This is a genomic window from Sphingomonas phyllosphaerae FA2 (assembly GCF_000427645.1).
Lineage (GTDB): Bacteria > Pseudomonadota > Alphaproteobacteria > Sphingomonadales > Sphingomonadaceae > Sphingomonas > Sphingomonas phyllosphaerae.
On sequence record NZ_KE386571.1, the window covers coordinates 1,069,795 to 1,085,604 of the forward strand.

Sequence of the window (15,810 nt, forward strand, 5' to 3'; positions counted from 1 at the left end):
CGGCAGGGCTTCTAGACGGCACCATCCACGTCCCCAGGCACCCGAAGGTAACCACATGCAGCCCGGCTCACGCGATCAGGAATGGCGGGAGGATTGCGCACCGCGCCGCGTGCTGGAGCTGTTCGCGACCAAGTGGACCAGCATGGTGCTCCACACGCTTCATGCCCGCCACGACGGCGCGGCACGCACCGGCGCGCTCCAGCGCAGCCTGCCCGGCATCTCCAAGAAGATGCTGACGCAGACCGTGCGCGACATGGAAGCCAGCGGGCTGCTGAGCCGGCATGTGCACAGCGTGATGCCGCCGATGGTCGAATACCGGCTGACCGCGCTGGGCCGGCGCTTCGTCGAGCCGATCGAATGGCTCTACGGCTGGGGACGCGACAATGCCGACGCGCTGGACGCGCTGCGACCGCGCCCAAGCTCCCGCCGGACGTAGCGTCGCCGGCGGCTAGGAGTCGGCACGCTCCAGCCATGCGCCCAGCGACAAGGCATCGCTGGCGGCGGTTTCCGCGCACATGCTGTGCCGCATCAGCTCCAGCGCCCATTGCTGGTGCTCGCACGCCTCGCTCGCCACCGTGTCCTCCGGCACCCACAACGCATAGTCGCGCATGTGCGCATCGGCGGCGGTGAACAGGACGCAGATGTCGGCGGCGATCCCGGTCAGGATCAGCCGGCTGACGCCCAGCTGCGGCAACAGCACCGGCAGGTTGGTCGCATAGAATCCCGAAAACTGCGGCTTCACGATGAAATAGTCGGTGTCGCGCGGGTCAAGCAGGTCGATCAGCGGCTTGCCCCGGCACGCCTCCGCCCGGCAATGATCGATGATCGCGGCGCGATCGGACAGCCAATGCCCGAAATTGTCGTTGACGTAGATCACCGGCACGTCCGCGGCGTCGGCCGCATCGCGCAGCCGACGAATGCGCTCCGCCGCCGCGATCGCCGCGGGCGCAAGCGCTTCGCCGCCCTCGAATGCCAAATCGTTGATCATGTCGATGATCAGCAACGCCGAGGCACCGGGCGAGGGGGTCTTTGCATCAGCCATGACGCGCTTCCTTCTGCTGAGGCTGGGCGTCGACGTCATGATCGGGATCGCGGGTCCTGTCGTTGATCCACATGAGCGTGCCGCTGCTCAGTAGATGTCGCGTCGGTAGCGCCCCTCCTCCAGCATCGTCTCCAGCCCGTCCTCACCGACTATGTCGGCAAGCGCGGCATGGACGCCAGGCGCCATGCCGGCGATGCTGCCGCAGACATAGATGGCCGCGCCCGCGCGCACCGCCGCGGCGATCCGGTCACCCGCTGCCGTTACCGCCTCCTGCACGTAACGCGGCGCCTCGCCGTGCCGGGACCATGCGGTGAACGTCTCCGTCAGCACGCCACGCGCGGCCAGTGCGGCGCGCGCCTCGGCGTGGAAATCGTCATGCGCGGCATGGCGCTCGCCGAAGAAAAGCCACGCGGGCGCACCGCCATCGACCGCACGTTGCCGCAGATGCGCGAGCAACCCCGCCAGACCGGTGCCATTGCCGATCAGGATCAGCGGCGTCGCTGGATCCGCCGGTGCGTGGAAGGCGGGATTGTGGCGGACGCGGGCGCGCACCACGCCGTTCAGCGCCGCACCGCGGGTCAGCCAACCGGAGCCGAGCCCGGCAAAGCCATCTGCCGCCTGACAGGTTCGCACGATCAATTCGACGCGCCCGTCCGCCGGTATCGAGGCGATCGAATATTCCCGGTGCGGCAGCGGCGGGAGCGCTTCGGGGTCGAGCGAGTCACCCGGATCGGTGGGGAGCAGGCGTGTCATCAACGTCGCCCGCGTCTCTGGCGTGTCGGCCAGACCGTTGGCGCTGATGAACGCATCGACGCGCGCCGGATCCTGTTCGGGCACTATCTCCAGAATGTCCCCCGCCTGCCAGGTGACCGGACCCGAGAGTGGTGCCAGAGCGATATGCCACGCCGCGCCGCCGACGCTGCCCGGGTTCAGCAGATGCCGTTCCACCAGCCGCCATTCCGCCATCGGCGCCGGCGCCCAATCCGGCTGATCGGTCCGCGCGCCCAGCCCGGCAAGCTGCTGCTGCCACTGGCGCTGCGCGTCGGCATCCTCGCCGTCCGCCTCGACAAGATCGAAGAGTCGCGCCGCACCGGCATTGTGCAGCCAATGATCGACGCGGTGGCCGAACGCACAGAAATCGCGGTACTCCCGGTCGCCCAGCGCCAACACGGCATAGGACAGGTGCGACAGATCACCCGGTGCCCCCGCCATCGTTCGTGCGAAGGCTCGCGCCGGGTCGGGTGGCTCGCCCTCGCCATAGGTACTGGCAACGACGAACAGGCGCTCCACGCGCGCCAGGGTCGCCCGGTCGAGCGCCCCGATTGGAACCGCCGCCGCGCCCGGCAGCGCCTGCGCCGTCAAGCGCGCGATCCGCTCGGCCGAGCCGGTCTGGCTGGCATAGGCGACCAGCGTCGTTGTCCGCTCGTTCGCCGCGGGGGCGGGGGCCAGCGTCGTCACCTCGGCCAGCGCCCGCTTGCGACGACGTCGCGCGAAATACAGCAGGAAGCCGGTGATCGTGAACAGCGGCATCGTCAGGCTGCTCAGCATGATCGCGACGCGCCCGAGGATGCCGAAGTACGCGCCGCGATGGATTTCGAGCACGCTGGCGACGATGTCGTCGCCCGTCGAGCGGTCGGCATAGCGCGTGTCGGACACGACCCTGCCGGTGGCGCTGTCGATCGTGATATCGTCCGTGACCCGATCGTGGCGCGCGCCGGGCAGCTTGGCCCGGAACTGCACCTTCGGGCCGTCACGGCTCGTGGCGGTGACGCTGTCATACCGTTGGCCGGCGGTGGCCTGCGCAAAGCCCTGCCACGCGCGCGGCAGGTCGGCGTCCGGCCCCTTGCCGAGCTTGCCGCGCCCTTCGTGGCTGCGTTCGACCGACAGCAGATGCTGTACGCCGCTGCGATACCAGTCATACGACCACCACAACCCGGTGCCGGCGCTGATCAGATAGAAGATCAGCACCCAGCCACCGATCACGGCATGCAGCGCGCGGTACAGATTGCGCCCGGTCATCCGCAGGTCGAGGACAAACCAGTTCCGCCAGTCGAGCGGTCGGCGTGGCCAGCGCAAATAGAGCCCCGACAGTGCGAAATAGATCAGCGACAGCGCCGCGAACCCGGTGATCTGCCGTCCGATGCCATTGCCGGCGCCGGGCAATGCCAACCAGCGGTGCAGTCGCTCGACGACCTCGAAAAAGCCTTCGCCGCGCGGCTCGCCAAGGATCGCGCCGGTTGCGGGATCGAGGAAGACGCGGTGCCGCTCCTTCGATCCTTTCACTGAGAAGCCGACCGACGCGGCCCGACCGGGGTCGCCCTCGACCACCAACCGCGTGATCTTCGCGCCGGGACGCTGCGCGCCGAACCGCTCGATCAGTGCCGGCGCAGGGAGCGGGGCCGTAGCAGCTGGCGTGACGGTTACCACGCCGGGATTGAGCGCGGCAATGATCTCGGCCTCGAAGCTCATCAGGCCGCCGGTGACGCCCATCACCGCCAGCACGAGCCCGGCGGTGATGCCGAGAAACCAGTGTATCTGAAACAGGACCGTCCGCGTCATGAACCAGCACTTCCCCCGCTAGTGCGAATAATTCGCGTTAACGGAGGAGGCAACGCTGGTCAATGATGGTGCTAGGTCTCTTGTCCCCACCTGCTCGACGGTCTCCGCTTCGCGAGCGACACTACGGCAAGGGAGGGTCACTAGATCATGATGATATCAGGTCGATCCGGTCGATCGTCATTGCGAGCGTAGCGAAGCAATCTAGGGCGTCTTGATCCGGCTCTGCATTGCTTCGCTTCGCTCGCAATGACGGACGAAGATGACGCCATCACGCCCGCGATGCCGCCTCGGCGATACGGATGTTACGGCTTGGCCGTACCGCCACCGGTCCGATACCGATCGAACCACGCGATGATCGCCGACGCCTTCGCCGCCGATTGCGACGGCCGCGACGTGAAGCCGCCGTGGCTGGCTCCCGGTACCTTCACCAGCGCGGTCGGCACGCCGCGGATCTGGAGCGCGGCGTAATATTGCTCGGACTCGCTCACTGGGGTGCGATAGTCCTCGCTGCCCACGACGACCAGCGTCGGCGTCTTGACGTTACCGACCAGGCTGAGCGGCGAGCGGTTCCAATAGCTCATCGGATCTTCCCACGGCAGCTTGGAGAACCAGTAGCGCGAGGTGAACAGCGTCGCGTCCATCGTCAACGCTTCGCTGGTCCAGTTGATGACCGGCTTCTGCGTCGCCGCCGCCTTGAAGCGATCGGTCTTGCCGACGATCCATGCCGTCAGAACCCCGCCGCCCGATCCGCCGGTGACGAACAGATTGTCGGGGTCGGCCGTGCCGTCCGCGATCGCGGCATCGACCGCGGCGATCAGGTCGTCATAGTCCGCGGAAGGGTAATTCTTGTCGATCAGGTTCGCGAACTCCGCACCATAGGAGGTCGAACCGCGCGGGTTGGTCCACAGCACCGCATAGCCCGCGGCGGCGTAGAGCTGGACGTCGGAGGCGAAGCTGGGGCCATAGGCGCTGTTCGGGCCGCCGTGAATTTCGAGGATCAGCGGCACTCGCGCGCCCGACGCGCGGCCGGCGGGGGTCGCGAGCCAGGCGTCGATCGGGCGACCGTCGGGGGCGGTGACCGCGATCTTGCGGACGCTCGCCAGCGCCTTCGACGACGTCAACACGTCGTTGAGCTGCGTCAAACGCCGCGGCTTCCCGCCGCTCCACACCCACACGTCGGCGGGCGCGCTCGCGTCGCCGCCCGTATAAGCGATCGTCCCCCCCTTGGAGACCGAGAAGTCGCCCCCGGTATAGGGCCGGTCGATCCCGCCACCCTCGACATTATCGATCAACGACTGCACGCGCCCGTCGAGCCCGACCCGCGCGATCCGGCGCTGCCCGCGATCGTCATAGCTGGCGTACAGGCTTCGCCCGTCGGCGGCCCAGGTCGCTTCCTCGATCGCGCGATCGAGCGACGCGGTCAGCGAGCGTGGCGCTGCGGCCTGCCGATCGCCGACATAGAGCTGGGTGTTCTCGTAGCTGCGCCGTTTGTCGTCGAAGCCGAGCCACGCGATCTTCGTGCCGTCCGGCGACACGCGCGGCTGTCCGTCCGGCCCGTCCCGCGTCGTGAGCGTCCGCAGCGCGGCCGTGTTGACATCGACCGCCATCACGTCCGAGTTCAGGATCTGCCGCTCGGCATCGGGTCCGCGGATCGCGGCGAAGACGATCTCGCGGCCGTCGGGCGTCCACGACAGCGGCCCTCCGTCGTCGAACGCGCCGAACGTCAGCTGCCGCGCTGCCCCGCCGTCGGCCGCGACCATGAACAGATGGTCGCGCCCCGGCTTCACATAGCCGCCGCCGTCGTTGCGATAGTTGATCCGGTCGATGACGGTCAGCGGCTCGGCCCATTTCGCGCCCTCCGGCTTGGCCGGCGCCTTGCCGAGCGTCGTCGGCTCGCCCGCTACGGTCGCGATATAGGCGAGCCGCGTCCCGTCCGGGGACCAGGCCAGCGCCTGCGGATCGCCGGGGAAGCCCGTCACGCGCGCGCTCGCGCCGGTCGCGATCCAGCGAACGAACAGCTGCGATCCGTTGCCATCACCCGCCACATAGGCGACGCGGGTGCCGTCGGGCGCCCAGCGCGGGCTCGATCCCTGCGTCGCGAACGGCGATTGCCGCCCGCTCGCGACATCGATCAGCCACAACGACGATTGCATCCGGTCGGTCATGATGTCGGCGCTGCGCCGAACATAGACGATGGTGCGCCCGTCCGGGCTGATCTGCGGATCGGCGGCGATCGACAGGCCGAACAGATCCTCGCCGGTGAAGCGCCGGTTCGGCGCATCGACGGGGGCGGCGTTGGGCTGTTGCTGTGCCGCGGCCGGGGTGGCGGCGAGCAGGGCGAGGGCGAGGGTCAGGCGCAAGGGGGCGTTCCTTCGGGTGGTCAGCGGGCGAGGGTGGGAAGCTTCACGACGGTGCCGCGATGCATCACGAAGTCGACATGCTCCAGCCGCGTGACATCGTCGAGCGGCGAGCCGTGCACCGCGATGATGTCGGCGGTCTTGCCCGGCGCAAGCGTGCCGATGTCGTCGCGCCCCAGCAGGTCGGCCGCGCCCGTCGTCGCGGCGGCGATCGCTTGCGCCGGGGTCAGGCCGTTCCTGACGAGCAACGCGAACTCGGTGGCATTGTCGCCGTGCTTCGAGACGCCGGTGTCGGTGCCGAACGCCACCTTCACGCCCGCGGCATAGGCGCGGCGGTGGTTGGCGGCCATCGCCTCCGCCGCCTGCTCGGCCTTGGCGATCGTCGCGGGCGGCAACGCCCCGCCGCGCGCCTGCGCCAGTGCCGCGACCGGCGCGATCTCGGTCGGGACCAGATACGCGCCCTTGGCCTTGAACAGCCGGATCGTGTCGTCGTCGAGGAAGGTGCCATGCTCGATCGAGTCGACGCCCGCCTCCAGCGCAGCCTTCGTCCCCTCGGCGGCGTGGCTGTGCGCGGCGACCTTGCGGCCCAGCGCGTGCGCGATGTCGATGATCGCGCGCATTTCCTCCGGGGTCATCGCGCGGCCCAGCCCGCCGCTGACGTTCGACAGCACTCCGCCGGTCGCCGCGAACTTGATGACCTTCGCCCCCATCCCAACCTGCGCGCGCACCGCGCGGCGGCAATCGTCGGGGCCGTCGCACAGGTTGATCTCATGTGCATGCACCGCCTCGGCGAACTCCTCCGCGAGCCCGTTGCCGGCGTCGCCGTGCCCGCCAGTGACCGAGATCATCTCGCCGGCATTGGTGATGCTCGGTCCCTCGACCGTCCCGGCATCGATCGCGTCGCGCAGCGCACGGATCCCGCGCGGATCGCCCCCCAGATCGCGTACCGAGGTGAACCCCGCCGCGAGCGTCGTGCGTGCATTGGCGACCGCGGTCATCTCGTCGTCGAAGCGGTCACGCGTAATCGCTTCCAGCCGCGCGCGCATCGGATCGCCACCGATCCCCCACAGATGGACGTGCATGTCGACCATCCCCGGCATCACGAACGCGTCGCGCAGATCGACCAGCGTCGCCCCCTGTTCGGGCGTGACGAAACCATCGCGCAGCTCGGCGACCTTGCCGTCGCGCACGACGATCGTGGTGCGCCCGCGCGGCGCCTGCCCCGGCCGATCGAGCAACGCACCCGCCTGAATGTAGGTCACCGCGCCCGGCGCAGGCGCCTGCGCAACCGCAGGCATGGCCGTCGTCATCGCAAGAACTGCGAGTAAAGCCTTGAACATCCTTGAACTCCCCTTTTGCCGCATCGTTGCCGAGCCGGCGACCGAAGGCAAGCGGGCCGATGCTCAGCCGGGGCGCCGCTCGATATAGCGCGAGACGTTGCCGGCCAGCACGGTGAGCGGCACGTTCCCGCCGTCGACCACCGCTTGATCGAAGTCGCGCAGGTCGTAGCGCGCGCCGAGCGCCTTCTGCGCCCGCGTGCGTTGCGCGACGATCTCGGCGCGCCCGACCTCATAGCCGCATGCCTGACCCGGCCACGCACAATAGCGATCGACCTCGCTTTCGGCATTGCTGCGCGGCAATCCGGTCGCGGCGATGAACTCGGCCAGCGCCTTGTCACGCGACCAGCCGATCGCATGGATGCCGGTGTCGACGATCAGCCGCACCGCGCGCCACGCCAGCCCCATCAAATAGCCGAGTCGCCCGGCCGGATCGCCCGCATACATGCCCAGCTCGTCGGCCAGTTGCTCGGCATAGAGCGCCCAGCCTTCCGAATAGGCGTTGAACGCGAGGATCGACCGGATCAGCGGCAGCCGTTGCGCATATTCGCCCTGCCAGACATGGCCGGGAATACCCTCGTGATAGACGAGATCGGGGATCGTCACGCGATTGTGGATCGAGGGATCGCCAAGGTTGATCCACACCTTGCCCGGCTCGCGCCCGTCGATCGTGCCGGGTCCACCATAGGCGGCCGGCGCGCCCGGCTCCTGCGCCAGCGGCATCCGGCGGATTTCCAGATTGCCGCGCGCCAGCCGCCGGAACGCTTGCGGCAATTTCGGGCGGATCGCGTCGATGCGGCCCTGCATATAGGCGACGATCTGGCGCCGCCCTTCGTCGCCGTCGGGAAAGCCAATGCCCGGGCGCTGTTGAAAGGCGATCATGCGTTCGGCGACGCTGCCCTGCGTCAGCCCTTCGTTGCGCAGGATCACGTCCATCTGCGCCTGAAGGTCGGCCAAGCGCGCGCGCCCCATCGCGTGCAGGTCCGCCGCGCTTCGCCGCGTCGTGGTGCCCGCGCGCAGGCCCCAGGCGTACCATTGCTCACCGTGCGGGCGAGCGTTCAAGCCCGGCGCGGCGGTCGCCACCGCACGTTGCGCGCGGATCTCGGCCAGTTGCCGTTCCAGCGCCGGCACGATCGCGCCGCGCACGATTGCGGCGGCGCGCGCCGTCCAGTCGCCCGCCACCGCCTTGCCCTTGCGCGCGAGCGGACCGATCAGCGGCCCGTCCTCATTCGTCGCCTCGGCAAGCGTCCGCGTCATGCCCGCGATCGTCTTGTCGAGCAGGAACGACGGCGGCACGACGCCCAGCGCGCGCGTCTGGCGAATCCGAACCGTCTCGCCATCGAGCTGCGCCGGCATCGCCGCCAGCCGCGCGAGATACGCCTCGGCGTCGGCCTTGTCGCGCACCGGCTGGTCGCCGTCGAGCATCTGCGGCACGTCCAGCCACGCGCCGACGTTCTGCACGACACCATAAGGCGTGTTCCGCCAGTCGCCGATCGTTGCCACGCCATACGGCAGCGCCATGCCGTCGAGCGTGGTCTGGAAGGCGCTCTCGACCACCGCGAGGCTGGTCGCGGTCGAGGCGTCCAGCCCGGCGCGCGGCAATTTCGACAGCTCGGCCAGCGCGCCGCTCAGAAAGCGTTGCCGCGCCGCGACGCCGGCCGGCGAGCGATCCTCCAGCCGCCGCCGCAACCCGGCATGCGCGCCGTCGTCGACACCCAGCGTCGTCGCGCGTTCGGGCTGAAGCTCCAGCAACTGCCACGCGACCCGGTCGAGGAACGCTTGCGCGCTCTCGCCGGGCGGCGTCGCCCCGGCGGCGGTGGCAGCAGTAACGGCGGTCAGGCCGAGCAAGGTGTCGCGGCGCGAGACGAGATGGTTCATCCGCCTGTGATGACCGGCGCCGGAGGGAAGGTCAAACGTCCGTGGGCGGGGAAGCGACCCAGCCCATTGCATCACGCCGCCGGGCAGGCCGCCCCGGCCGGATCGGTCGCAAGCCGCACGTCCGACACCGACAGTGCGAACGGCGCATCGGCGTCGATCGCCATCGGCGTCGATACCTTCTCCACGGTTGCGCCACGATCGCGGAAGCACTTCAGCGGCACGCGCAGCACCTGCCACCCGCTCTTGCCGAGCAGCGGCGCAACGTCGACGCGCGCGCCACCCAGCGCCAGCCCGACCGGCCCCTTCGCCGGCGTGTCGATGCGATAGGTGATCTGCAGGTTCAGGTCGGCGTTGGTCTCGCGCAGCAGCGACAGGTCCGGCCCGGCGATCTTCGCCGCGCCCTTGCCCTTCCACGTCAGTCGTACCGCGCCTTCCTGTGCGGTCGCGCTGTCCACCGCGAGGCGCGAAATCGCCGGGTCGAGGTCGAGCCGGAACGGGGCAGGCACCTTGCCACGCGCGAAGAACAGGCTGGTATTGGCGAGGCTTGCATCGACCCCCGCCACCTCGCTGAGCGCGCCGACCTTGCCCGGCCTTGCGTAGCTCAGCCCGTAGCCGAACGGAAACAGCGGGTCGTAACCGGGCGCTCCGCGGTTGAGCGTGAACTGCCCCGCCGACTTCGGCCAGCTGAACGACAGGGTGCCGGTGAAGTCGCGCTTGCCGCCGATCAGCACGTCGGCAACGCCTTCGCCTTCCGATCCGGGGAACCACGACGCGACGAACGCATCAGACTGGTTCAGCTCCGGGTTCAACCACAACGGTCGCCCGGAGAGGAACACGGAGACGGTGGGGATGCCCGCCGCCTTCAGCGTCTTCAGCAGCGCCAGCGCCTGCTTGTCGCCGGCTTCGAACTCCAGCGTGCGGACGTCGCCGCGCATCTCGGCATAGGGCTGCTCGCCGAACACGACGATCGCAACATCGGGTTTGGTCGTGAAACGGCCGTGGGTCGACAGCGTCGCGGTGCCGCCCCCTGCCTTGGCCGCTGCGGCGATCCCGGCGAAGATCGACGTCGCGCCCGGGAAGTCGGCATTGGTGTTGCCGTCACCCTGCCACGACAGCGTCCAGCCGCCCGACTGCCGCCCGATATCGTCCGCGGCGTCGCCTGCGACGAGGATGTTCGCGCTCGCCTTTATCGGCAACACGCCATTGTTCTTGAGCAGCACGAGGCTCTTGGCCACCGCCTCGCGCGCGACCGCGCGATGCGCGGCCGACCCGAGCTGCTGCGGCTGCGTCTCATAGGGGCGGGCAGGGTCGAACAGCCCCAGCTTCATCTTCACGCGCAGGATGCGCCGCACCGCATCGTCGATCCGCGCCATCGGGATCTTGCCCGAACGCGCGGCCGCAAGCGTCGTGTCGAACAGGCCCTTCCAGCTGTCCGGTGCCATCGCCATGTCGAGCCCGGCGTTGAAGGTCGCCGGGCAGTCGGTGTTGGTGCAGCCGGGGATTTGCCCATGCCCGTTCCAGTCGCCGACCACGAAGCCCTCGAACCCCATCCGGCCCTTGAGCACGTCGGTCAACAGCGAGCGGTTGCCGTGCATCTTCTGCCCGTTCCAACTCGAGAAGCTCGACATCACCGTCATCGCCCCGGCCTTGATCGCGGGCGGGTAGCCGGCGGCGTGGATGCGGATCAGCGTGTCCTCATCGACCTGCGTGTCGCCCTGATCGACACCGTCCTTGGTGCCGCCGTCGCCCAGGAAGTGCTTCACGCTCGCCGCGACGTGGCCGTGCTGGATACCAACGGTGGCGCCGACGCCCTGCAACCCCTCGACCATCGCACCCGAATAGGAGGCGACCACCGCGGGGTCCTCGGAATAGCCCTCGTAGCTGCGGCCCCAGCGGTCGTCCTGCGGCACCGCCACCGTCGGCCCGAACGCCCAGTCGATCCCGGCCGCCGCCGTCTCCGCCGCGGTCGCTGCACCGATCTGCCGGATCAGCGCCGGGTCGCGCATCGCGCCCAGCGCGATATTGTGCGGGAAGATCGTCGCGCCGACGACATTGTTGTTGCCGTGCACCGCATCGACCCCGAACATCAGCGGGATCGCGGTGTGCCCGGCGCGCTGCTCCATCGCCACCGCATTGAACGCACGCGACGTCGCCACCCACGGCGCGGCCGGCGAGCGATCGGGGCTGCCGAGCGGCGGCGAGCTGCCCCCGGCGAGGATCGAGCCGAGCGGATATTTCCGCAGATCCTCGGGCTTGATCGCGCCAATATCGGCCTGGATCATCTGGCCGATCTTCTCTTCCAGCGACAGCCGGGCGAGCAAAGCGGTGACCTTCGCCTCGGTCGCCGGATCGACCAGCCCGCTGCTCTTCACGACCGGCCAGCGGTCGGGATGCGCGACCTGCGCGACCGCCCCGCTTGCCGCGACCGTCATCAACGCCACCGCCAGATAGCTCACGCCCCGCATCGTCATCCCCGCCTGCCTTCTATCGTCGTTCTGACTCGGCAGTGCTGATAACGCTATCCGCTCTGGCTTGCCAATGCCGATCAACGCGCAGGGGCAGGAGCGGTGCAATCAATTTGATAGCGCTAACCGCCCGGTCACCACCACGTTGCGTAGAGTGCGATCAGGATCAGCACGATGCCTAGGCTCGCGACGTTGAACCCTTTCGTGGTGCGGAAATCGATGCCTTGCACGGTCACGCGATTGGCGTCTGCGCGAGACTTCACCAGCAACGACAGCACAACTGCCAGCGCGAGGCTCAGCAGGAACACCAGGCTCATGCGGTTGAGGAACGGCAGGCCCGGCAAAGCGGCGCGCAGCACGTACGACAACACCACCGATGCCACTGCGGCCCCGATCGCTCCCGCTTCGTTCGCACGCTTCCAGAACAGGCCCAGCAGGAAGATCACCGTGATCCCCGGTGTGAAGAAGCCGGAGAATTCCTGGATGAACTGGAATGCCTGATCCGACTGCCCGATCAACGGCCGCGCGGTCAGCATCGCGATCACGATCGCCACGCAGGCGGCGATGCGCCCGACCAGCACCAGTTGCCGCTCGCGCGCGGGATCGGCGCGCCCGTCCTCTGCGGAGGTCGGGCGGCCGAACTGCTTGGCATACAGGTCGAGCGTGAAGATCGTCGCGATCGCGTTAATCTTCGATGCGGTCGACGCGATGATCGCCGCGATCAGCGCCGCGAACACCAGCCCCAGCAATCCGGGCGGCAACAGCCGCAGCATCGCGGGATATGCCTGGTCGGGTTTGGCGAGATCGGGCGCCAGCACCACCGCTGCGATGCCGGGCAAAACGATGACCAACGGCATGAGCAGTTTCAGGAAAGCGGCGAACACGATGCCCTTTTGGGCTTCGGGCAGGCTCTTCGCCGCGAGCGCGCGCTGGATGATGTACTGGTTGAACCCCCAGTAGCTCAGATTGGCGATCCACATGCCACCGATCAGCACCGCGAGCCCCGGCAGCTCCTTATAATGGGGGTTGTCGGGGGACAGGATCATGTCGAAGTGATCCGGAACGCGCCGCGTCAGCTCCGAAAAGCCGCCGACGATCCCGGCATCGCCACCGATCGCCCGCAACGTCAGCGCCGACACCATCAATCCGCCCAGCACCAGCAGCGTCACCTGCACGATATCGGTCAGCGCGACCGCCTTCAGTCCGCCACGCAGCTGATATAACACGGCAAATGCGCCGAGGCCGACCAGCGCGAGGTCCTGGTTGACCCCGGCGACCTGCGTCACGGCGATCGATCCCAGCCAGATGATCGAGGTGAGATTCACGAAGATATACAAGGCCAGCCAGAACACCGCCATGATCGTGCGGATCGACGTGCCGTACCGCTGCTCCAGGAACTGCGGCATCGTGTAGATGCGGTTGTGGAGAAAGATCGGCAGGAAGAACTTGCCGACAATCAACAATGTAGCGCCCGCCATCCATTCATAGGAGGCGATCGCCAATCCGATCGCATAACCCGACCCGGCCATGCCGACGATCTGCTCGGCTGAAATATTGGCGGCGATCAGCGACGCACCGACCGCCCACCACGGCAGCGCCTTGGACGCGAGGAAATAGTCCGACGTGTCCTTGCTCTCGCCAGCCTTGTCGCGGCTAACCCATTGCGCGAGCACGAAGATGCCGATCGCGTAGCCAATCACCACGACCAGATCGATCGTCTGCAACGTCATCCTGCTTCCTCCCCGCAATCTCCGCACCTGTTTAGCGTGCCGGACAGCGCCGTCCATGATGGTCGCGACGAGCGTTCACGGCATTTTACCCGGATCGGGAAAAAGCGGGCGAGGCAGCGGCTTTGAACACTGGATCGGATACCGCGACACCGTTCCGAGATCATCGGCGAACACCGAAAGGGTTGATTGCCAACACAAGGCGGGCGCGGCTGTTTAGACAAATGCGGACGGCGATCTCTCCACGGACCTTCAGCCAGAGAGTCGCGTCCGGCAAGAATTCGCGAAGGACCGCTGGTCTTGCGCTCTACGACGTGGGGCCATTCTGTGAGGCGGCGAGCACTGCCGCAAAAAATATCGAGTGGCAGGAGCCCGCTTTATTGAGGCGGGCATTGCTCATGCGCTTGCGACATCGCGAGGGTTAGTGTGTCCTGCCCGAAGCGCCACGTACCCGGTGCGCCATCGATCAGCAGATCGAGCGCGGCGTCGATAATGCCGGGGCATTGCACGGATGAAACCCTGCCAATCGGAATGATCTCGGCCTTAATCGTGAAGTGTGGCGTGTTGCTCGTGTCATCACGCCGATTGAATAGCTCGATCACGCCCCACGGATCGGTCGCAGCGCTGCCGCTCGAGGGTTCGTTCACGACATAGTTGATCGCGCGACGGGTGCAGGCTTGCGCGACGATGCTGCAGTCATCCGGGTCGCCGACGATCAGCAGCGGGCGGCCGCCGGCCGGCGCACTCGCTTGCACCACGGCCGGTGCCCCGTAGAGGATCCGGTCGGGGCGCCGCCACCAGCCGGGTGCGGCGGCAACGTCATGGCGAAGCTCGCCCCTCGGCAGCGCCTGCCACAAGGCCGCCAGCGCCGTCGGGCGCGGGACGCCGGAGGAAAGGTCGAACACGCCGGGTTCGTAGCGATCGCCGCCGGTCAAAAGCGTGTTCCAGCCGTAGCTTCCCAGCAGCGACCACGCGGTGACCGCACGAACGTCAATTCCTTTGTCACGCGCCGCTTGCGCCATGTCCCACGCCTCGGCTGCCCAGCGAAGCTGTTCCTCGCGTGTCGAACCATTGTGCACTTCGGTAATCGCGATCGGCGTGGCGTAACGATCCCACGCCTCACGTAATGCGTTGGCGAACCCTCCTTGCGGCGGATCCAGGACCCGCACCGCCTCGGTGTCGGCAAAGTAGAGCTGATCGTTGCCGCCGTGCAGGTGCGGGGGGTACTGTTCGGTGCGATGGTCGAGAAACCGGTCGCTTGTCAGGTAATGGTTCAGGCCGATCACGTCGGGCGGGCAAGGATCGTCGGCTATCCGGCGGATGCGATCCTCCAACCCGAGCCGTACCATGATCTCCCACAACGAATGATGACGGTCGACGCGGCCGCCCAGCAGGTCCCAGCTCGCCCACCGCCGCAAATTGTCGTGCTCGGCTTGCGCCGTCAGCTCCGGGGTAGCGTAGGTTCGACCGAGATCCTCGGTCTGGATCAATCGCGCCGCAGGATTGATGCGTCGGATCGCCCGCATCGCCGCGCGCGTCGCGTCGATCTGGTTCAGCAACGCGATCCAGAAAGCGCGCTCGCTCCGTTCGTGCGGGTACCAATGCCCATAGAGCGCCGAGAAGCGCGCGGTGGTGAGCGGTTCGTTGACGGGCGTCCATTCCTCCACCCAATCGTAGCGTTCTGCGACCAGCCCGGCGAAATGACCAAGCCCGCTCGCGAATCCCTCATCCAGCAGATGGGTGTGGCGTGGGCCGCTGCCGTGATGGACGAGGCCGACGATCGGCCGGATGTCCAGCTCGCGCAATCGGGAAAGCCGCGCGTCCGCCCACGTCCAGTCCGGTCCTCCGCCCGGCGCGCTAAGCGTGCGTTCCCACAGTACGGGGTAGCGGATCGCGCTCAGACCCAGGTCTGCGAACAGATCAAGGTCACTGATGCGATGGTGATGACCGCTCAATATCGTCTGATCACGGTAACCCTCGCGCGTGCGGTTCACCGTGCACTCGGTTCCGCCCCAGAGTTCCAGCGGCGACATCGGTATGGATCGTGTGCCGGTCAAAGCTGCATCGGCCGGTTGAGCGGTCGCCGGAGCATATCGCGCAGCGCGCTTACCACCTGGAACGCCGCGTATGGCGCCTCAAGACTTCGGAGCAGGCCAGTCGACGGCAGGACAAGGGTGGGGGCGGAATGAAGGACGAGCATCGCAAGCGCCCCGCGCCGCGCCGCATCGATCAGGCGACCGTCGTCCGCCGCCTTTCGGCTTTGGCTCACCACCACTGCATCGGGGAATGGATCGCCGAGCCAAGGAACGCCGTCGGTCGTCGTGGGAGCATCGACCACGATCGCACCGGCAGCGATCATCACCTTGGAAAGGTACTCCCGTTGGAAATTGTCTTCGTGCGCGATGAGGACGCGCATGCCGGTGAGTTCGTGAGCGATCAGCATTG

General features: G+C 67.8%; 10 protein-coding genes. 1 reads left to right on the top strand and 9 read right to left on the bottom strand.

The features are described from left to right. Window positions 1-55: 55 nt before the first annotated feature. Window positions 56-436, top strand: a complete 381-nt coding sequence (locus SPHPH_RS0105460; RefSeq protein WP_028965783.1) for a winged helix-turn-helix transcriptional regulator — start codon at window positions 56-58, stop codon at window positions 434-436. Window positions 437-448: 12 nt separating this feature from the next. On the opposite strand, the gene SPHPH_RS0105465 is transcribed toward SPHPH_RS0105460, so the two are convergent. The 9 genes from SPHPH_RS0105465 to SPHPH_RS0105510 form a co-directional block, all read right to left on the bottom strand. Beyond that, window positions 449-1,042: a cysteine hydrolase family protein gene (locus tag SPHPH_RS0105465; RefSeq protein ID WP_028965784.1), complete on the bottom strand. Its 594-nt coding sequence runs from the start codon at window positions 1,040-1,042 to the stop codon at window positions 449-451. A gap of 87 nt (window positions 1,043-1,129) precedes the next feature. Continuing rightward, window positions 1,130-3,601, bottom strand: coding sequence for a sulfite reductase flavoprotein subunit alpha (locus SPHPH_RS0105475; RefSeq protein WP_028965785.1), 2,472 nt, complete (start codon window positions 3,599-3,601; stop codon window positions 1,130-1,132). A gap of 302 nt (window positions 3,602-3,903) precedes the next feature. Further along, the gene (locus tag SPHPH_RS0105480; protein WP_028965786.1) at window positions 3,904-5,961 is read right to left on the bottom strand and encodes an alpha/beta hydrolase family protein; all 2,058 of its coding nucleotides are present in this window, start codon (window positions 5,959-5,961) and stop codon (window positions 3,904-3,906) included. Between the two features lie 20 nt (window positions 5,962-5,981). Continuing rightward, a complete protein-coding gene (locus tag SPHPH_RS0105485; RefSeq protein ID WP_238302918.1) occupies window positions 5,982-7,268 on the bottom strand; it encodes a metal-dependent hydrolase family protein in 1,287 nt (428 codons plus the stop codon). A gap of 93 nt (window positions 7,269-7,361) precedes the next feature. After that, window positions 7,362-9,173 carry a DUF885 domain-containing protein gene (locus SPHPH_RS19005; RefSeq protein WP_051272857.1) on the bottom strand — a complete coding sequence of 604 codons (1,812 nt, stop codon included), beginning with the start codon at window positions 9,171-9,173 and terminating at the stop codon, window positions 7,362-7,364. A gap of 71 nt (window positions 9,174-9,244) precedes the next feature. Further along, complete coding sequence (locus SPHPH_RS0105495; protein WP_156025842.1) at window positions 9,245-11,644, bottom strand: glycoside hydrolase family 3 N-terminal domain-containing protein; 2,400 nt, start codon at window positions 11,642-11,644, stop codon at window positions 9,245-9,247. A 128-nt stretch (window positions 11,645-11,772) separates the two neighbouring features. Next, entirely contained in the window at window positions 11,773-13,368 is a 1,596-nt protein-coding gene (locus tag SPHPH_RS0105500; RefSeq protein WP_028965789.1) for a sodium:solute symporter family transporter, read from the bottom strand. A gap of 374 nt (window positions 13,369-13,742) precedes the next feature. Further along, window positions 13,743-15,398 (bottom strand): family 1 glycosylhydrolase, encoded by a 1,656-nt coding sequence (locus SPHPH_RS19010; protein ID WP_238302920.1) that lies wholly within the window; start codon window positions 15,396-15,398, stop codon window positions 13,743-13,745. Window positions 15,399-15,418: 20 nt separating this feature from the next. Next, on the bottom strand, window positions 15,419-15,808 hold the full coding sequence (locus SPHPH_RS0105510; RefSeq protein ID WP_028965790.1) for a hypothetical protein: 390 nt from the start codon (window positions 15,806-15,808) through the stop codon (window positions 15,419-15,421). Window positions 15,809-15,810: the final 2 nt, after the last annotated feature.

What these genes read in the sequence shown, in the direction of transcription:
- SPHPH_RS19010 (WP_238302920.1), bottom strand. Translation starts at nt 15,398, where the DNA reads ATGTCGCCGCTGGAACTCTGGGGCGGAACCGAGTGCACGGTGAACCGC.
- SPHPH_RS19005 (WP_051272857.1), bottom strand. Translation starts at nt 9,173, where the DNA reads ATGAACCATCTCGTCTCGCGCCGCGACACCTTGCTCGGCCTGACCGCC.
- SPHPH_RS0105465 (WP_028965784.1), bottom strand. Translation starts at nt 1,042, where the DNA reads ATGGCTGATGCAAAGACCCCCTCGCCCGGTGCCTCGGCGTTGCTGATC.
- SPHPH_RS0105485 (WP_238302918.1), bottom strand. Translation starts at nt 7,268, where the DNA reads ATGACGACGGCCATGCCTGCGGTTGCGCAGGCGCCTGCGCCGGGCGCG.
- SPHPH_RS0105475 (WP_028965785.1), bottom strand. Translation starts at nt 3,601, where the DNA reads ATGACGCGGACGGTCCTGTTTCAGATACACTGGTTTCTCGGCATCACC.
- SPHPH_RS0105510 (WP_028965790.1), bottom strand. Translation starts at nt 15,808, where the DNA reads ATGCTGATCGCTCACGAACTCACCGGCATGCGCGTCCTCATCGCGCAC.
- SPHPH_RS0105500 (WP_028965789.1), bottom strand. Translation starts at nt 13,368, where the DNA reads ATGACGTTGCAGACGATCGATCTGGTCGTGGTGATTGGCTACGCGATC.
- SPHPH_RS0105460 (WP_028965783.1), top strand. Translation starts at nt 56, where the DNA reads ATGCAGCCCGGCTCACGCGATCAGGAATGGCGGGAGGATTGCGCACCG.
- SPHPH_RS0105495 (WP_156025842.1), bottom strand. Translation starts at nt 11,644, where the DNA reads ATGACGATGCGGGGCGTGAGCTATCTGGCGGTGGCGTTGATGACGGTC.